Source organism: Kitasatospora sp. NPDC059146, assembly GCF_042786665.1.
Lineage (GTDB): Bacteria > Actinomycetota > Actinomycetes > Streptomycetales > Streptomycetaceae > Kitasatospora.
Genome location: NZ_JBHZCY010000015.1, coordinates 79,137 through 96,054 on the forward strand (window position 1 = coordinate 79,137; position 16,918 = coordinate 96,054).

Consider the following 16,918-nt stretch of genomic DNA (forward strand, 5'->3'; position numbering starts at 1 on the left):
GCAGCTCCGGAGCCCGTCGGACCGTTCGCGGTCCGACGGGCTCCGTCCGTACACCCCCACGTCAACACGGTGCAGGGACAACCCGGACACCCTGTCACTCGATGGCGTGACGGAGGGCGATCCGGGGCCTACCCACCGCTACTCTCCTGAGGGTGAAGCAGCTTGTGCGCCGTATCGGCCAGACCGTCGCCCTGACCCTGCCGGTCGTCCTGGTGACCACCGGCACCCTCGCCGTGACCCGGGTCCCGTGGGCCCCGCCGACCGCGCTCGACCAGCAGGTCGTGGCGGCCTCCAGCGGCGACGGCGTCGGCATCGGGCGGTCGTCCGCGGCCGCCGCCAGGACGGACGGGCTCGCCCCGCAGGACTCGCTGCGGGTGGCGCTGCTCGACGAGCTGCGCGCCAAGAACCCGTCCGCCGCGCTGGACCTGCTGGAGCGCTCGATGCGCGAGCAGCCGTCGCTGACGCCGTACTGCACCTCGCTGGCCACCGAGTTGGGCAAGGCGGCGGTCCGCAAGTACCAGGGCGACGTACAGCGGGCCCGCTCCTTCGCCCGCCCGGTCTGCGACGGCGCCTTCGCGGCCGGCGTCGTCGGCTGACGGATCCCCGGACGGCCGACCGATCCCCGGAAGGCCGACGGCATCGTCGGCCGACGGACAGCCGGGCGGTCGGCGGATCACCGGAAGGCCGACGGCATCGTCGGCCGACGGACAGCCGGGCGGCCGGCGGATCACCGGACGAGCGGTCCACTTGAGGCGCCAACCCCCTTCCGGCGCCCTATTGTTCAGCCATGACCGCTGACTCCGGCACCACCGCCGACCTCGCGTCCCCGCAGCCCCACCACACCCGGCCGACCACCACTCCCGTCACCCAGGCCGTGATCCTGGCCGGCGGCCAGGGTTCCCGGCTGCGCCCCTACACGGACGACCGCCCCAAGCCGCTGGTCGAGATCCCGGGGACGGGCACGCCGATCCTCGGCCACCAGCTGGCCTGGCTGGCCGCCGAGGGCGTCACCGACGTCGTGGTGTCCTGCGGTCACCTGGCCGACGTGCTGGAGGAGTGGCTCGACACGGCGGACCTGCCGCTGCGGGTGCGCACCGTGGTCGAGGCCGAGCCGCTGGGGCGCGGCGGCGGGCTCAAGTACGCGGCGAAGGCGCTGCCGCGCCCGGACGAGCCCTGGTACGCCACCAACGGCGACATCTGGACCCGGTTCAGCCTGCGCGACATGGCCGCCTTCCACCACGAGCGGGACGCCGTCGCGACGCTCGCGCTGGCCCGGCCGCGGATCCCGTGGGGCGCCGTGGAGACCGACCAGTTCGGCAACGTGCTGGACTTCATCGAGGCCCCGCCCTCGCCCTTCCTGATCAACGCCGGCCTGTACGTGTTCAGCCCGGAGTTCGCCGAGCTGCTGCCGGACGTGGGCGACCACGAGCGCACCACCTTCCCCCAACTCGCCCGCAGCAAGCGGCTCGCCGGGTACCAGCTGCCGCAGGGCGTGTACTGGCGCGCGATCGACACCGCGAAGGACCTCACCGAGGCGGCCAAGGAGCTCGCCGCCTACCGCGACAGCTCCCGCTGACGACGCGGAGACCGGCCGAGAACAGGCGGAGGACGGGCACAGGCCCGGCGAGGGCAAGCCCGCGGAACCGCCGAGCAGCACGACGGCCGGGTGCTACCCCACGGAGCACCCGGCCGTAGCGCGTCCGGCGGCCTCAGGTGGCGGTCGGCGTCCCCGGACGGGAGGACTGCCCACCGGCCTGCCCGTCGGCCTGTCCACCGGCCTCTCCGCCGGACAGGCCGGCCAGCGGCCCGCTGCCCAGTACCGGTCCGCTGCCCAGCACCCCGCCGAGCAGCCCGGAGCCGTTGCTCGGGCTGGGCTTGGGCGCGTTGCCCGAGCCGCCGGGGGCCGGGGTCCGCTGGGCGGGCGCGGAGCCGGACCCGGCGGACGGCGCGGCGGGCGCCGGGGAGGAGCCGCCGGTCTCGGGCTTGCCGGAGTGCTTGCCGCTGGGCGTGGCCCCGGCCGACTTGGCGGGGGCGGTGGACGGCGTGCCGGCGCTCGGGGTGGGGGGGGCCGGGCGGGGGGCGGCGGGCTGGGGCTGGGTGGACGCGCCCTGGCCGCCGGGGGCGCCGGACGGGCTGCCGGACGGCCACACCGGGGTGCCGTAGTCGCCGGACGGTCGGCCGGGCTCCTGGTGCGGGCGGCCGCCGGTACGGACGGCCGCGCCGAGCATCGAGCCGAGCAGCAGGGTGAGGCCGACCACGACGGTGGTGACGACCGCGCCGCGGCGCAGCACCCGGCGGCGCAGCGCACCGGGGGCACCGGTGCCGATCCGGCGCCAGGCCTCCAGGTTGAGCCGTCCGTCGAGCGAGGCGAACGGCGCCCCGGCGATCAGCAGCGGGCTCCAGGCCGCGAGGAAGATCAGGTCGGGGGTGTCGTAGACCGGGACGGCCCGCCAGCTGACGGTGAACAGCAGCACGGCGGAGAGCAGCATGGCCGCCCCGGCGGCGAGCCGCTGCCACAGGCCGAGGACGGTCAGCACGCCGACCACGATCTCGGTGAACGACACCACCAGGCCGGAGCCGACGGGGTGCGCCATCGCGAAGGCGAGCAGCGGCTCGGCGACCTTCCACGGGTGCAGCGAGGAGAGCCAGCGCATCATGGAGCCGCGCTCGCCGCCGTCGAAGTACACCGGGTCGCAGAGCTTGCTGAACCCGGCGTAGACGGAGAGCGAGCCGAGCACCGCGCGCAGCGGCAGCAGCACCAGGCCGAGGTCGACCCGGCGGCCGGGGTACCAGGGCTGCTTGCCGTCGGCCGCGGAGGCGGCGGAGACCTCCGGCAGTTCGCCGCTGGGGGTCCAGCCGTGCGGCTCGCCGACCGGGCCGACGCCGGCGTCGGTGGCGGTGCCGCTGCCCTCGCGCGGCTGGCGGGGGACGGTCCGGGCGCCCGCGTAGGCGGGCAGCACCTGGGTGTCCGCGCCGTCGGGGCCGGCGCCGCCGGGCGCGCCGTTGGTCCGCACCGCTTCCAGGAGCCGGGTGGCCGCGAGGTCGCCGGGGGCCGCCTGGCCGGTCCAGGTGACGGCGGTGACCCGGCCCTTGCGGCGCTGCGCGCCGCCGGCGGCCCCGGCCGCGGCTCCGGCCAGCGCCGGGACGGCGGAGGCGGGCACGACGACCTGCGGGGTGACCAGCGGACGGCGGATCAGGCCCTGGTTGGCGTAGGGGTCGCCGAACGCGGCGCCGGTGGACAGCAGTCCCGCCGGGGCGTCGATCAGCGGCGCCACCGGGGTGCCGAGCCGGAGTCGGAAGCTCGCCTGGGTGCTGCTGAGGCGCGCGGGGTCCGACGGCACCTTGACGGTGTCGATCCCGGGGCCCGCCTCTATCCCGGTGCTGCCCCCGCCGAACAGGGGGCGCCGAGGTGTTCTGGTGTCCACGTCCACGCCCGTCTAACCGGGTGACGGCCGCTTAGGACACTCTCCCGGGTGGATGTCCGGCGCATACTTGAAGTGATCATGAGAAAAGCGATCGGACCCGGTCGGGCCCGATCGCTTTTCACTCGGATCGCGGAGAATTCAGAAGTTCTCCTGCGGACGGGGGTCCGTCCGTGCTGGTCCGGACCTGCCGGGAATCAGCGCTTGGCGCGCATGCGGGCGGCCTCGTACAGCACGATGCCCGCCGCGACACCGGCGTTCAGCGACTCGGTCAGGCCGCTCATCGGGATCCGGACCCGCATGTCGCAGGTCTCGGAGACCAGGCGGGACAGGCCCTTGCCCTCGCTGCCCGCGACGATCACCACGGGGCCGTTCAGCAGCTCCAGGTCGCCCAGCTCGGCCTCGCCGTCGGCGGCCAGGCCGACGACCATCAGGCCGGCCTTCTGGTAGGCCTCCAGGGCGCGGGTCATGTTGGTGGCGCGGGCCACGGGCAGCCGGGCGGCGGCGCCGGAGGAGGTCTTCCAGGCACCGGCGGTCATACCGGCCGCACGGCGCTCGGGGATGACCACGCCGTGCGCGCCGAAGGCGGCGGCGGAGCGGACCACGGCGCCGAGGTTGCGCGAGTCGGTGACCCCGTCCAGCGCGATGATCAGCGCGTCCTGGCCGGCGTCGGAGGCCTCGGCGAGCAGGTCCTCGGGGTGGGCGTACTCGTACGGCGGGACCTGCAGCACCAGGCCCTGGTGGTTCATCCCGCCGGTCATCTGGTCCAGCTGCGCGCGCGGGGCCTCCATCAGCGGGATGCCGCGCTCGTTGGCGGCCTGGAAGGCGTCGCGCACCCGGTCGTCGGTGTCGATGAACTGCTGGACGTACAGGGCGTTGGCGGGCACGTCGCCCTTGAGCGCCTCGACCACCGAGTTGCGGCCGAAGACCAGCTCGGCACTGCCCGCGCCGCCGCGGCCGCCCCGGCCGCCGGCACCGGCCCGGCGCATGCCGGCCCGGGCCTTGGCGTCCCGCTCGCGCTTGATCGCGGCGTTGGCGGCCCGCTGCTTGGGGTGGCCCTTGCGCTCCTCACCGGGCGGGGTCGGGCCCTTGCCCTGCAGCGCCTTCCGGCTGTGCCCGCCGGTACCGACAGCGGCCCCCTTCTTCGACCCGGGGTTGCGGCGGTTCCTGCGCTGGCTGTTGCCGGCCATGGCTGTACTTCCTGTCTGTCCGGCATGCCCGGCCGCTCCGCTCGGTGCGGCGGCGGCCGACGGCATGCGCTACGTCATGCGGGAGGGCCGCACCGGTCCGGTACGGCCCACCCATCACCCCGATCGTCAGATGGGGTTACTGGCTGTTGATCGTCCAGCGCGGGCCGGACGGGGTGTCCTCGATCACCAACCCGGCCAGGCCGAGCTGGTCGCGGATGGCGTCCGCGGTGGCGAAGTCCTTGCGCTGACGCGCCGCCTGCCGCTGGTCCAGGACCAGACGGACCAGCGAGTCGACCACACCGTGGAGGTCCTCGCCGCGCTCCGCCCCGGCCCACTGCGGGTCGAGCGGATCGAGGCCCAGTACACCGAGCATCGCACGGACCTCGGCCAGTCGCGCCACCACGCTCTCCTTGTCGTCCGCGTTCAGGGCGCTGTTGCCCTGGCGGACGGCGGTGTGCACGACGGCCAGCGCCTGCGGGACGCCGAAGTCGTCGTCCATCGCCTCGGCGAAGGCCGACGGCACCTCGGGCGCCGCGTCGACCTTGCCGCAGCGCTCGACGGCCCGCTGGATGAAGCCCTCGATCCGGCCGAAGCCGACCTCGGCCTCGCGCAGCGCGTCCTCGCTGTACTCGATCATCGAGCGGTAGTGCGCGGCGCCCAGGTAGTAGCGGAGCACGATCGGCCGCCACGCCCGGACCATCTCGGAGACCAGCACCGAGTTGCCGAGCGACTTGCTCATCTTCTCGCCGGCCATGGTGACCCAGGCGTTGTGCACCCAGAAGGCGGCGAAGTCGTCGCCGTAGGCCTTGGACTGGGCGATCTCGTTCTCGTGGTGCGGGAAGATCAGGTCCAGCCCGCCGCCGTGGATGTCGAAGGCCGGGCCCAGGTACTTGTGCACCATCGCCGAGCACTCCAGGTGCCAGCCCGGACGGCCGCGGCCCCAGGGCGTCTCCCAGCTCGGCTCGCCCGGCTTGGCGGCCTTCCACATCGCGAAGTCGCGCTGGTCGCGCTTGCCGGTCTCGCCCTCGCCCTCGGGCTGGCGCAGGTCGGCGAGCTTCTGGTTGGAGAGCGCGAGGTAGTCGGGGTACGACTTCACGTCGAAGTAGACGTTGCCGTCGACCGCGTAGGCGTGGCCCTTCTCGATGAGCCCCTGCATCATCTCGATCATCTCGGGCACGTGCCCGGTGGCCCGCGGCTCGACGGTCGGCGGCAGGCAGCCGAGCGCGTTGTAACCGTCGTTGAAGGCGCGCTCGTTCTCGTAGGCGATCTGCCACCACGGCGTGCCGAGCTCGCGCTCCTTGGCGATGATCTTGTCGTCGATGTCGGTGACGTTGCGGACGAAGGTCACCTGGTAGCCGCGGTAGGCGAACCACCGCTGCATGATGTCGAAGTTGAGGCCGGACCGGATGTGCCCGATGTGTGGCGCCGACTGGACGGTAGCGCCGCACAGGTAGATCGAGACACAACCCGGTACAAGCGGGACGAAGTCGCGTACCTGTCGGGTGCTGGTGTCGTACAGACGAATGCTCACAGCGTCAAGCGTAGTGGGCGGCGGGGGGTGCCCCGCGACATTAACCGGGAACGGACCGGGCATTCCCCGGGGAACGGCGGGACCGCCCCGGGGAATCGCGGCCCGTCCGGCCGGTCAGATGCTGCCGACCACCTTGCGCGGGCTGAGCCGGACGACCACCCGGACGTCGTCCGGACCGTCGAAGCCGTACTCCTGGTCACCGCGGTACTTGAAGCCCAGCTCGTTGATCAACTCCCGGCCGCCCTCGGTGGTCAGCGTCACCGAACCGCGGACCTCCAGGTACTCGTACGGGCTCTCCGGCGGGTTGATCACGATCGAGGCCCGCGGGTCCTTCACCAGGTTGAGGTGCTTGCGGCGGCCCTGGACAGTGGAGAACAGGATGTCGTCGCCGTCCCGCTTGACCCAGACCACCGAGGACTGGGGGCTGCCGTCCGGCTGGATCGTGGAGACCACGGCGAAGCTCTTGCCGTCGATCAACGCCTTGGCGCGGTCGGAGAGTTGGGAAGTCATCGGGAACCTCTTCTCGTCGGCGACGGTACGACCCGGGGGTGAGCTCCGCACGGGCCCGGACCGAACCCTACCGATCCGGGCCCCCGCGGCATTCGGTGAACACCCGTCAACAGCCGTCTGTTTCCGGCCGGACCGCCGACGCCCGCCGACCGCCCGACGCCCGCCGACCGGCCGGACCGCCGGCGAACGGCTCAACGCCGTTCGTACACCAGGGCGGTGGCGATCGCGGCCAACCCCTCGGCCCGGCCGGTCAGGCCCAGGCCGTCGGTGGTGGTGCCGGAGACCGAGACCGGCGCTCCGGCCGCCTCGGACAGCGCGGCCTGCGCCTCGGCCCGCCGCTTGCCGATCTTCGGCCGGACCCCGATCACCTGGACCGCGATGTTGCCGATCTCGAAGCCCGCCTCGCGCACCAGCCGGGCCGCCTCGCCGAGCAGCTTCACCCCGGAGGCCCCGGACCACTCCGGGCGGTCGGTGCCGAAGTGGGCGCCCAGGTCGCCGATCCCGGCGGCCGAGAACAGCGCGTCGCAGGAGGCGTGCGCGGCCACGTCGGCGTCCGAGTGCCCGGCCAGTCCGTCCCCGGCGTCCGGCCACTCCAGTCCGGCGACCCACAGCGGGCGGCCGGCCTCGAAGGCGTGCACGTCCGTGCCGATCCCCACCCGGGGGATCAGGGGCTCAGTAGTCATCGGCGGCCCTCCGGCGGGCGAGTACGGCCTCGGCGAGCACGAGGTCCAGCGGACGGGTGACCTTGAACGCCTCTTCGTGGCCGGGCACCACGACGACCGTGCCGCCGTAGCGCTCCACCAGTCCGGCGTCGTCGGTGACGGGCACCGCGTCGGCGCCGCCGGCGGCCTCCTCGGCCAGCGCCTTGGCGTGCACCTCGACCAGGGCGGCCCGGTCGAAGCCCTGCGGGGTCTGCACCGCGCGCAGGGTGGCCCGCTCGGGCGTGTCGAGCACCGGCTCGGGGCGGCCCGGGTTCGGCTCGACCCGCTTCACGGTGTCGGCCAGCGGCACCGCGGGCACCACCGCCGGAGCCCCGGCCCGGACGGCGGCCGCGACGGCGTCCACCACCTCGACCGGGACGAGCGGACGGGCCGCGTCGTGCACCAGCACGATCTCGACGTCCTCGGGGATCGCCGCCAGGCCCAGCCGGACCGACTCCTGGCGGGTCGCGCCGCCGGCCACCACCCGGACGTCCTTGCCGGCCAGCCCGTGGCCGTCCAGCAGGGCGACCACCTCGGCCACCCCGTCGGCGGGCGCGGCGACCACCACCAGGCCGACCGCCCGGCTGCGGGCGAGCGCCCGAACGGCGTGCACCAGGAGCGGCACCCCGCCCAGTTCCCGCAGGGCCTTCGGGGCACCGGGCCCCAGCCGCTCACCGCGTCCGGCGGCGGGCACCACTGCTGCTGCAACTGCTCCTGACGCGTTCAGGTTTCACTCCTTCGGCGAAGTGGGTATGGCCATGGCGTGCCCGGCGGGCGCGGGGCCCCTTCCGAAGAACGACTGGTCCACTGCCCGCCGCACAACTGCGCAGAAACGGTGCAGAAACGGTCTTGCGGGCCTGGACCGGATCGGGTGGGGGGCGTCGTCCGGACACGCCTCAGCGCCCGGAGTGCCACTGCACCACCCCCGGACGGTTCGTCCTGGGAGCGGCACGCCGGCACCGGGCGCTGTGGGCGGTGGGGCGGAAGCCCGACTGCACTACGAGGCGAGCACCTCGTCGAGCAGCGTCTCCGCCTTGTCCTCGTTGGTGTTCTCCGCCAGCGCGAGCTCGCTGACGAGGATCTGGCGCGCCTTCGCGAGCATCCGCTTCTCGCCGGCCGAGAGGCCGCGCTCGCGCTCGCGACGCCAGAGGTCGCGCACGACCTCGGCGACCTTGATAACGTCGCCCGAAGCGAGCTTCTCCAGGTTCGCCTTGTAGCGACGGGACCAGTTGGTCGGCTCTTCGGTGTACGGTGCGCGGAGCACCTCGAAGACCCGGTCCAGACCCTCCTGGCCGACCACATCGCGCACGCCGACGAACTCCGCGTTCTCGGCGGGCACGCGGAGCGTCAGGTCTCCCTGCTGCACCTTGAGCACCAGGTAGGTCTTGTCCACACCTTTGATCTGGCGAATTTCGATGGCCTCGATCAGCGCGGCCCCGTGATGGGGGTAGACCACCGTGTCGCCAACCTTGAACGTCATGTGACAGGACCCCTTCCGTGGCTTTCCAGAATAACACGCCTTGCGGCCCACCCGAAGGGCGTTTTCGCAGGTCAGGGCCGGTACCGGGGCTTGACAAGGACCCCCGTGACGTGCTGCGACCGATGTTCGAGGGGGGCTTCCCGCAGGTCGGAGGCGGTTCCGAGGTCCGGCGAAACCCTTGCGCAACACCCCCGCAACCATGATTGGATCTTGAGCTTTCGCCCTGTTCCGGGCCGTGACCGGATCGTTATTCGATCTTGGTCGAAGCTTGTCCTACCGATGACCGGTTCATGCCATGGGTACGGCCGGACGGCCCCCGCGGGGCCCCGGGAGTGCGACACGGGGACCACCCCGTGAGGAGCGCATAAGTGAGGTCGATAATCTGAGACCTGACCTGTCGACACGTGACCTAGGAGTAGCCGCCGCATGAGCCGCAGCCTTCGACGCGGCAGCATCGCCGCCATCGCCGCCCTCGCCATCGCCTCGCTGTCCTCCTGCGCAGCCAGCAACACGCCGGACACCCTGCAGATCAAGCCGGACAACGCGGCGGCGACCCTTGGGACGAACCTTCGACTGAACAACATCGTGATCGTCACCGGGGCCGGTACCTCGGGTGACTACACGGGCCCCACCAACGTGGTCGTGAACATCTCCAACACGGCGACCACCCCGGCCGAGCTGCAGTCGATCACCGTCGGCAACGCTTCCGCCACCTTCGCGGACGCGGCGGGTGCTCCGCAGCCCACCCTCGTCATCCCGGCCGGCAGCTCGGTCGCGATCGGCGGCCAGGGCAACCCCTCCGCCTCGGTGAGCGCGGCCGCCGTCCACATCGGCGGCTTCGCCAACACCACCTTCGCCTTCAAGGACGGCCAGAAGGTCGACGTCCAGGCCGGCGTCAGCCCGGACTCGGACAAGAACCTCTACAAGGGCTTCGGCCCGACCCCGGCGGCCGTGCCCTCCAAGAGCACCTCCCCCGCCGCGACCGCCCCGACCACGCCGGGCACGCCGGCCACGCCGCCGGCCGGCACCACGCCGAGCGCCCCGGCCACCCCGGCCACCCCGGCCACCGGTGCCGGCACGGCGACCACCCCGGCCGCCCCGGCCACCGGCACCACCGCGCCAGCCGCCCACTGACACGACGCGCTGCCGACCGGGCGCACCCCGACGCAGCGCGCGAAAGCCTCCCGCCGGCCCTTCCGGGGCCTGCGGGAGGCTTTCGCGTGCCCCCGTGGGCCGCGTGGCCGCGTGGCCGCGTGGCCTGACCCTGTGGCCGGGCAGCCAGGCAGTCGGGCAGGAACGCGGGAGGCCCCCGCCGACGACTGCCGGCAGGGGCCTCCCGCGTCCTCGTCCCTCGCGGGCCCGCGGTTTACGGCTCGAACTTGTAGCCCAGGCCGCGGACCGTGACCAGGTAGCGCGGCGCGCCCGGGTCGGGCTCGATCTTCGCCCGCAGGCGCTTCACGTGGACGTCCAGGGTCTTGGTGTCGCCGACGTAGTCCGCGCCCCAGACCCGGTCGATCAGCTGCATGCGGGTGAGCACCCGGCCCGCGTTGCGCAGCAGCATCTCCAGCAGGTCGAACTCCTTGAGCGGCAGGTCGACCTTGGCGCCGTCCACCGTCACCACGTGCCGGTCCACGTCCATCCGGACCGGGCCCGCCTCCAGGGCGCCCGGGCCGCCGCCGTTGTCGCCCGCGCCGCCGTCCTCGCCGCGGCGGCGCAGCACCGCGCGGATCCGGGCGACCAGCTCCCGGGTGGAGTACGGCTTGGTGACGTAGTCGTCAGCGCCTATCTCCAGCCCGACGACCTTGTCGATCTCGCTGTCCTTGGCGGTCACCATGATCACCGGCACGCTGGAGCGCACCCGGAGCTGGCGGCAGACCTCGGTGCCCGGCAGGCCCGGGAGCATCAGGTCGAGCAGGACGAGGTCGGCACCGTTGCGTTCGAACTGCTCCAGGGCGTCGGGGCCGGTCGCGGCGACGGCCACCTCGAAGCCCTCCTTGCGGAGCATGTACGAGAGGGCGTCGCTGAACGACTCCTCGTCCTCGACCACCAGTACTCGGGTCACGATCAGGCCTCCGGGGCAAGCTGGGTTGTCTGTGTCAGGGGTTGTTCCCGCTCCCCGGCGGGGAGCGAACGGGCCGCACGCTCGGTGCGGTCCGCGGTGAGGGTCCGGGGTGCCGTGGCGGGCCCGGCGGTGTCGGCACCGGGCTCGGCGCGGCGTGCGCTGCGGGGTTCGTCGTGGTCCGGCGCGGCGTCGACGGCGTCGAGGTGGTCGTCGAAGTCCTCGCCCAGGTCGTCGGCCGGGGCGTCGTCCAGGTCGTCGTCGTAGTCCTCGTCGGGGGCGTCGGCGGGGGCCTGGCCGGCGGGCAGGCGGATGGTGAAGGTCGAACCCTGCCCCTCCACGCTCCACACCGAGACGGTGCCGCCGTGCGAGGCGGCGACGTGCTTGACGATGGACAGGCCGAGTCCGGTGCCGCCGGTCTGCCGGGAGCGGGCCGGGTCGACCCGGTAGAAACGTTCGAAGACCCGCTCGCGGTCCTTCTCGGAGATGCCGATGCCCTGGTCGGTGACCGAGATCTCGATCAGCTCGCCGTCCGCCTCGCCGAGCGCCGCGGCGCTGGAGATCCGGCGGGTGGCGATGGCCACCCGGGTGCGGGGCGGGCTGTAGTTGACGGCGTTCTCCACCAGGTTGCCGAGCGCCGCGGCGAGCTGGCCGCGGTTGCCGTGCAGGTAGAGCCCGGCGATCCCGCCGGCCGCGATCAGGATCTGCTTGGCGGCGGCCTGCTGGCGGCAGCGGTCGATCGCCTCGGCGATCAGCTCGTCCACCGCGACCGGCTCCGGGTCGACCATCAGCCGGTCGTCCTGGACCCGGGAGAGGTCGATGATCTCCTGCACCAGGCTGGCCAGGCGGGTCGCCTCGACCTGCATCCGGCCGGCGAAGCGCTGCACCGCCTCCGGGTCGTCGGACGCGTCGGCGACCGCCTCGGAGAGCAGCGACAGGGCGCCGACCGGGGTCTTGAGCTCGTGGCTGACGTTGGCCACGAAGTCCCGGCGGACGGCCTCCACCCGGCGGCGCTCGGTCTGGTCCTCGACCAGCACCAGCACCAGCCGGGAGCCCAGCGGGGCGACCCGGACGGAGACCGCGAGCGGCTCGGACGCGCGGGCCGCGCCGGGGCGGGGCAGCTCCAGCTCCACCTGCCGGATCTCGCCGTCCCGGCGGGTGGCGCGGGCCAGGGCCAGCATCTGGTCCACGGCGACCGCGCCGCCGCGCACCAGGCCCATCGCGTACGCGGCCGAGCTGGCCTTGACCACCTCGTCGCCCTCGCCCAGCACGATCGCGCAGGAGCGGAGCACCGAGAGCACGGTGTCGACCCCCGGCGGCAGCGGGGGTTCCGGGGTGCCGGTGCCCAGCGTCTGGTACCGGCCGTACTGCTTGCCGCTGGTGTACTTGCCCTTGGCCTGCTCGCGCTCGCTCCAACGGAAGGCGATGGAGGCGGTGAGGCCGACACCGAGCCCGGCTATGGCGCAGGCAGCGGCAGCGGCCACGTTCACGTCCATGTGGCCAGCGTAAGCGCACGGCCTGGCCACTCCCCAAGGGCTGGGTCAAGGCATCGACCAGGCGTTGCCGAGAATTCACCTCCACGTAGCTACCGATTCACCGCACCGGCCGTGCGCCGTCGCCCGAACGGCACAGAGTTGGCCATGCAGCCCGTGTGGGAGAGATCGGTGCGCCGAAGAGCGGCCACGGTCTCGGGTGTGCGCGTACCATTCGCGCCACCAGCAGCGGTCACCCGGACACCGGAACGATGGTCGGACGGGCTGACCGGTCGGCACCGCCACCGACACAGCTACTGAGGAGAGAACATGCGCGACGCGTACCACGAGGAACTCGATGCGATCGGCGACAGCCTGGTCGAGATGGCCCGGCTGGTCGGGTCGGCCCTGGGCCGGGCCACCACCGCTCTCCTGGACGCGGACCTGGCGCTGGCGGAGAGCGTGATCGCCGCCGACGAGAAGGTCAACGAGCTCCACCACGAGCTCGAGAACCGCGCCATCGACCTGCTCGCCCGGCAGCAGCCGGTCGCCACCGACCTGCGGATCGTGGTCACCTCGCTGCGGATGAGCGCCGACCTGGAGCGCTGCGGGGACCTCGCCCGGCACGTCGCCAAGGTCGCGCGGATGCGCTACCCGGACTCGGCGGTGCCCGCCGACCTGCACTCCACCGTCCTGGAGATGGGCCAGCTCGCCCAGCGCCTGGTCGCCAAGGCGGGCCTGGTCATCGCCACCAAGGACGTCGACAAGGCCCTGGAGATGGAGCAGGACGACGACCGGATCGACGCCCTGCACCGCGAGCTGCTGTCGCACCTGATCGACGAGCGCTGGCACCACGGCATCGAGACCGCCGTCGACATCACCCTGGTCGGCCGCTACTACGAGCGCTTCGCGGACCACGCGGTGTCCGTCGCCAAGCGCGTCGTGTACCTGGTGACCGGCGAGCACGTGGCCGAGTTCGTGGCCGCCACCGAGGCGGCCGAGGCAGCCGGGGCGGAGTGAGTGCCGCTCACCCCCGGGGGTGAGTAAACCTGTGGCGAGGGTGGTGCGGGTGCACGGATTTCCGGACGCCCCACCACTGCGCGCCTGTTGACGCTCCCTCCGAACGGCCGCTTCACTCAACGGTGGGGGCACCGGAGTGTTCCCGTCACTAGGAGGGAAGAGCTCGATGAAGGCCAACCCGACCCGACCGGCATCCGCCCACCACACCGTCGAGCCGCCCGCCCCGAAGCTGCTGCCCGTCCTCGCGGCCGGTTGCGGCTGCGGCCCCGGCTGCGGCTGCGGCTGCCAGTCCGGCGCGCCCTGCCAGTGCGGCGGCGCCGACGGCGGCTGCTGCGGCGGCCACTGAGGCACGGCTGCCGGAACGGCCGCCAGGACAGCCGCCGAGGCGTCCCGGGGTGCGCGGTCGTGCACCCCGGGACGCCCGCCCGGCCGTTCCGGAACCGTCAGAACTGGACGTCGGTGCAGGAGTAGAAGGCGTTCCCGGTGTCCGCGATCGTCCAGACCGAGACGACCACCTGGTGCCCGGTGCGCCCGCCCGGGAGGGTCGCGGTGTGGCTGAGCGTGCCCGGCACCTGCCGCCCGCCGTAGGGGACGGTCAGGAAGGGCGTCAGGTCGAGGTTGGCCCGGGTGACCGGCTGGCTCGCGTCGTAGCCCGGCTTGGTCAGGTAGTACCGGAAGTCCGTGGTCGCGTGCCGGGCGGTGAACTTCCAGGTGAAGGTGAGCCGCTGGCCCGCGGTCACCGGCGTGGCCGGCCAGGCGCCGCCGTGCGGGTCGTCCAGCTCGGCGAAGCGGGAGTTGCCGCCGGCGCAGATGGTGCCGTCGGAGGGCCCGCCGGCCGGGAAGCCCTTCGGCCCCTCGACGCTCTGCGGCTCCCACTGGATGTCGCCGCAGTCCCACGGGACGGCGTTCGCGCTCTCGTCGCAGAGCGCGGCGCGGCTGGGCGGCGTGGTGATGAAGCCGTGCGACTGGGCCGGGAGGGCCAGGGTGAGCGGGATCGCGAGCGCGGCGACGGCCGCCCCGACCAGATGACGTGTGCGCATGGTGCTCCTCCGTGGGGGTGGATGGAGAGTGCGCCGGGGCGCAGACGCGCGCGCGTTGGGGGTGCGGCGGCCGGGACATGGGGGAATCCTTGGCATGCCTGCGCCAGCCCGGTGCCCCCACGGTAGGAGTCGGCGCCACCGCCCGTCAATGGTCTGAACCATTTTCGAGCCCATCCCAACTCCCGCCCCACACCGGCCGGTTGAACGAAACAGGCCCCGCCCCCGGCGAACCGGGAACGGGGCCTCGTCGGCAAGCGGGTTACTTCTTGCCCTGGTTCTTGACTGCCTCGATGGCCGCCGCGGCGGCGTCGGCGTCGAGGTAGCGGCCGCCCTTGGCGAGCGGCTTGAAGTCGGCGTCCAGCTCGTAGACCAGGGGGATGCCGGTCGGGATGTTGAGGCCGGCGATGTCGGCGTCGGAGATGCCGTCGAGGTGCTTGACCAGCGCGCGCAGGCTGTTGCCGTGGGCGGTGACCAGGACGGTCTTGCCGGCGGCCAGGTCCGGGACGATGGCGTCGTACCAGTACGGGAGCATCCGGTCGACGACGTCCTTGAGGCACTCGGTGCGCGGGCGCAGCTCGCTCGGGATGTCGGCGTAACGGGCGTCGCCGGCCTGCGAGTACTCGGCGCCGTCGGCGAGCACCGGCGGCGGGGTGTCGTAGGAGCGGCGCCACAGCTGGAACTGCTCCTCGCCGAACTCGGCCAGGGTCTGGGCCTTGTCCTTGCCCTGGAGCGCGCCGTAGTGGCGCTCGTTCAGGCGCCAGCTGCGGTTGACCGGGATCCAGTGGCGGTCGGCCTTGTCCAGGGCGATCTGCGAGGTCCGGATGGCGCGGCGCAGCAGCGAGGTGTGCACCACGTCGGGAAACAGGCCCTCGGCGGCCAGGAGCTCGCCACCGCGGGCGGCCTCCTTCTCGCCCTTCTCGTTGAGGTCGACGTCGACCCAACCGGTGAAGAGGTTCTTCTGGTTCCACTGGCTCTCGCCGTGACGGAGCAGGATGAGTCGGTAGGTCGTGTCAGCCATGGCGCCCAGCTTAGTGGAGGGCGGGAAAACCCCTGGTGGGCACCTCGGGGGATGAGTAATGTGTGCAGCGCTTATCTGCCACTTACATGCGTCGGGCGGTCGGGCCCGCCCGCGCCGCCCGGCGGACGCCTGCCCTCGGGAGCCCCCACATGCTCGTCGCCCTGGCCGCCAATCCCCGGATCCGAAGACTGGTGCGCGAGACGGTGGGCGGGCTGCCGAGGCAGTTCTGGTGGCTCTGGGTGAGCACGCTGGTGAACCGGCTCGGTTCGTTCGTGGTGACGTTCCTGGCCCTCTACCTGACCGTCGAACGGGGGTACTCGGCCTCCTACGCGGGCCTGGTGGCCTCCTTGTTCGGCGCCGGTTCGGCGGTCTCGGCGATCGGCGCGGGCGTGCTCACCGACCGGATCGGGCGCCGCCCCACGCTGGTCGCCGCCCAGCTCGGCACCGCCGCCTCCACCGCCGTGCTCGGTTTCATGGACGGCCAGGTGGCGATCGCCTCGGTGGCCTTCGTGGTCGGCCTGTGCAACAACGCCACCCGGCCGCCCACCTCGGCGATCATCGCCGACCTCGTCCCCGCGGAGGACCGGGTCCGGGCGTACTCGCTGAACTACTGGGCGATCAACATCGGCTTCGGCCTGTCCGCCGCCGCGGCCGGGCTGATCGCCACCCACGGCTACCTCACGCTCTTCCTGCTGGACGCCCTGAGCACGCTGGTCTGCGCCGTGGTGATCTTCATCCGGATCCCGGAGACCAGGCCGCAGGCCGTACCCGGCAAGGCCGGGGACCCGGCCGAGCCGGGGATCAGCCTGCTCACCGTGCTCCGGGACGCCCCCTTCATGGTGCTGGTCGGGCTGACCCTGCTGGTCGCCCTGGTCTTCCAGCAGGGCAGCACCACGCTGGCCGTGGACATGGGCGCCTCCGGCATCTCGTCCACCCAGTACGGGCTGGTCGTCGGCCTGAACGGGCTGCTGATCGTGGTGCTGCAGATCCCGCTGACCCGGTGGATGGAGGGCCGTTCACGGACCGGGATGCTGATCGCCAGCTGCCTGCTCACCGGCTGGGGCTTCGGGCTGGCCGCGCTGGCCGGCTCCTCGGCCTGGCTGTTCGCGCTCTCGGTGGTGGTCTGGACGGTCGGCGAGATCCTGCACACCCCGGTGATGATGGGCCTGGTCGCCGAGTTGGCGCCGACCCACGGACGCGGCCGCTACCAGGGCGTCTACGGGCTGTCCTGGTCGCTCGCCTCGCTCCTCGGCCCGGCGGGCGGCGGGCTGCTGCTGCAGTACGCCGGTCCCGTGGTGCTGTGGACGGTCTGCGGGGCGATCGGGACGGCGGCGGCGCTCGGGTACGTGGTGCTGGCACGCCGGACCGGTGCGACGGGGCGCCGGCGCACCGGGGCCGTATCGGAGGTGACGGCCGTGGCGGCGCCCGTCGCGGAGCCGGCGAAGGCCCCGGCCGACGCCTGAGTGCCGCCCGCC

The 16,918-nt window shown here is 73.1% G+C and carries 17 protein-coding genes; 6 read left to right on the plus strand and 11 right to left on the minus strand.

All coding sequences use genetic code 11. The features are described from left to right. Positions 1-152 precede the first annotated feature (152 nt). Both ACFXPX_RS09625 and ACFXPX_RS09630 read left to right on the plus strand, forming a co-directional pair. Entirely contained in the window at positions 153-596 is a 444-nt protein-coding gene (locus ACFXPX_RS09625; RefSeq protein ID WP_375881519.1) for a hypothetical protein, read from the plus strand. Between the two features lie 191 nt (positions 597-787). Then, positions 788-1,576 carry an NDP-sugar synthase gene (locus tag ACFXPX_RS09630; RefSeq protein WP_375881517.1) on the plus strand — a complete coding sequence of 263 codons (789 nt, stop codon included), beginning with the start codon at positions 788-790 and terminating at the stop codon, positions 1,574-1,576. A 133-nt stretch (positions 1,577-1,709) separates the two neighbouring features. Here ACFXPX_RS09630 and ACFXPX_RS09635 read toward each other — a convergent pair whose 3' ends face one another. From ACFXPX_RS09635 to ACFXPX_RS09665, 7 genes are all read right to left on the minus strand, one after another. Beyond that, entirely contained in the window at positions 1,710-3,431 is a 1,722-nt protein-coding gene (locus tag ACFXPX_RS09635; protein WP_380640401.1) for a DoxX family protein, read from the minus strand. 188 nt (positions 3,432-3,619) lie between these two features. Further along, positions 3,620-4,612 carry a 23S rRNA (guanosine(2251)-2'-O)-methyltransferase RlmB gene (gene rlmB / locus ACFXPX_RS09640; protein ID WP_380640403.1) on the minus strand — a complete coding sequence of 331 codons (993 nt, stop codon included), beginning with the start codon at positions 4,610-4,612 and terminating at the stop codon, positions 3,620-3,622. Between the two features lie 136 nt (positions 4,613-4,748). After that, complete coding sequence (gene cysS / locus ACFXPX_RS09645) at positions 4,749-6,143, minus strand: cysteine--tRNA ligase (protein WP_375881509.1); 1,395 nt, start codon at positions 6,141-6,143, stop codon at positions 4,749-4,751. Positions 6,144-6,257: 114 nt separating this feature from the next. Further along, positions 6,258-6,653, minus strand: a complete 396-nt coding sequence (locus ACFXPX_RS09650; RefSeq protein ID WP_375881507.1) for a PPOX class F420-dependent oxidoreductase — start codon at positions 6,651-6,653, stop codon at positions 6,258-6,260. Positions 6,654-6,844: 191 nt separating this feature from the next. Next, positions 6,845-7,336, minus strand: coding sequence for a 2-C-methyl-D-erythritol 2,4-cyclodiphosphate synthase (ispF, locus tag ACFXPX_RS09655; protein ID WP_360225686.1), 492 nt, complete (start codon positions 7,334-7,336; stop codon positions 6,845-6,847). Further along, positions 7,326-8,081 carry a 2-C-methyl-D-erythritol 4-phosphate cytidylyltransferase gene (gene ispD, locus ACFXPX_RS09660; protein WP_375882312.1) on the minus strand — a complete coding sequence of 252 codons (756 nt, stop codon included), beginning with the start codon at positions 8,079-8,081 and terminating at the stop codon, positions 7,326-7,328. The genes ispF and ispD overlap by 11 nt, the downstream gene beginning before the upstream one ends. Positions 8,082-8,351: 270 nt before the next feature. Then, positions 8,352-8,834, minus strand: coding sequence for a CarD family transcriptional regulator (locus ACFXPX_RS09665; protein WP_030244332.1), 483 nt, complete (start codon positions 8,832-8,834; stop codon positions 8,352-8,354). A gap of 426 nt (positions 8,835-9,260) precedes the next feature. Between ACFXPX_RS09665 and ACFXPX_RS09670 the strand changes: the two genes are divergently transcribed. Further along, positions 9,261-9,968 carry a DUF461 domain-containing protein gene (locus ACFXPX_RS09670; RefSeq protein ID WP_380640405.1) on the plus strand — a complete coding sequence of 236 codons (708 nt, stop codon included), beginning with the start codon at positions 9,261-9,263 and terminating at the stop codon, positions 9,966-9,968. Between the two features lie 232 nt (positions 9,969-10,200). On the opposite strand, the gene ACFXPX_RS09675 is transcribed toward ACFXPX_RS09670, so the two are convergent. Then, positions 10,201-10,896: a response regulator transcription factor gene (locus tag ACFXPX_RS09675; protein WP_218199074.1), complete on the minus strand. Its 696-nt coding sequence runs from the start codon at positions 10,894-10,896 to the stop codon at positions 10,201-10,203. Between the two features lie 2 nt (positions 10,897-10,898). After that, a complete protein-coding gene (locus ACFXPX_RS09680) occupies positions 10,899-12,389 on the minus strand; it encodes a sensor histidine kinase (protein WP_380640408.1) in 1,491 nt (496 codons plus the stop codon). A gap of 306 nt (positions 12,390-12,695) precedes the next feature. Between ACFXPX_RS09680 and phoU the strand changes: the two genes are divergently transcribed. Then, the gene (gene phoU, locus ACFXPX_RS09685) at positions 12,696-13,385 is read left to right on the plus strand and encodes a phosphate signaling complex protein PhoU (protein ID WP_380526211.1); all 690 of its coding nucleotides are present in this window, start codon (positions 12,696-12,698) and stop codon (positions 13,383-13,385) included. A 166-nt stretch (positions 13,386-13,551) separates the two neighbouring features. Next, the gene (locus tag ACFXPX_RS09690) at positions 13,552-13,731 is read left to right on the plus strand and encodes a hypothetical protein (protein ID WP_350507747.1); all 180 of its coding nucleotides are present in this window, start codon (positions 13,552-13,554) and stop codon (positions 13,729-13,731) included. A gap of 97 nt (positions 13,732-13,828) precedes the next feature. Here the strand turns inward: ACFXPX_RS09690 and ACFXPX_RS09695 are convergent, their stop codons facing one another. Together ACFXPX_RS09695 and ACFXPX_RS09700 are read right to left on the minus strand one after the other, a co-directional pair. Continuing rightward, positions 13,829-14,425, minus strand: coding sequence for a lytic polysaccharide monooxygenase (locus tag ACFXPX_RS09695; protein WP_380640410.1), 597 nt, complete (start codon positions 14,423-14,425; stop codon positions 13,829-13,831). Between the two features lie 259 nt (positions 14,426-14,684). Beyond that, positions 14,685-15,443 (minus strand): phosphoglyceromutase, encoded by a 759-nt coding sequence (locus ACFXPX_RS09700; protein WP_375881490.1) that lies wholly within the window; start codon positions 15,441-15,443, stop codon positions 14,685-14,687. A gap of 149 nt (positions 15,444-15,592) precedes the next feature. Here ACFXPX_RS09700 and ACFXPX_RS09705 point away from each other — a divergent pair, with 149 nt between their 5' ends. Next, the gene (locus ACFXPX_RS09705) at positions 15,593-16,906 is read left to right on the plus strand and encodes an MDR family MFS transporter (RefSeq protein ID WP_380640412.1); all 1,314 of its coding nucleotides are present in this window, start codon (positions 15,593-15,595) and stop codon (positions 16,904-16,906) included. Positions 16,907-16,918: the final 12 nt, after the last annotated feature.

Coding starts and splice junctions, on each gene's coding strand:
- ACFXPX_RS09630 (WP_375881517.1), top strand. CDS start 788: ATGACCGCTGACTCCGGCACCACCGCCGACCTCGCGTCCCCGCAGCCC.
- rlmB (WP_380640403.1), bottom strand. CDS start 4,612: ATGGCCGGCAACAGCCAGCGCAGGAACCGCCGCAACCCCGGGTCGAAG.
- ACFXPX_RS09650 (WP_375881507.1), bottom strand. CDS start 6,653: ATGACTTCCCAACTCTCCGACCGCGCCAAGGCGTTGATCGACGGCAAG.
- ispF (WP_360225686.1), bottom strand. CDS start 7,336: ATGACTACTGAGCCCCTGATCCCCCGGGTGGGGATCGGCACGGACGTG.
- ACFXPX_RS09665 (WP_030244332.1), bottom strand. CDS start 8,834: ATGACGTTCAAGGTTGGCGACACGGTGGTCTACCCCCATCACGGGGCC.
- ACFXPX_RS09670 (WP_380640405.1), top strand. CDS start 9,261: ATGAGCCGCAGCCTTCGACGCGGCAGCATCGCCGCCATCGCCGCCCTC.
- ACFXPX_RS09680 (WP_380640408.1), bottom strand. CDS start 12,389: ATGGACGTGAACGTGGCCGCTGCCGCTGCCTGCGCCATAGCCGGGCTC.
- phoU (WP_380526211.1), top strand. CDS start 12,696: ATGCGCGACGCGTACCACGAGGAACTCGATGCGATCGGCGACAGCCTG.
- ACFXPX_RS09690 (WP_350507747.1), top strand. CDS start 13,552: ATGAAGGCCAACCCGACCCGACCGGCATCCGCCCACCACACCGTCGAG.
- ACFXPX_RS09695 (WP_380640410.1), bottom strand. CDS start 14,425: ATGCGCACACGTCATCTGGTCGGGGCGGCCGTCGCCGCGCTCGCGATC.
- ACFXPX_RS09700 (WP_375881490.1), bottom strand. CDS start 15,443: ATGGCTGACACGACCTACCGACTCATCCTGCTCCGTCACGGCGAGAGC.
- ACFXPX_RS09705 (WP_380640412.1), top strand. CDS start 15,593: ATGCTCGTCGCCCTGGCCGCCAATCCCCGGATCCGAAGACTGGTGCGC.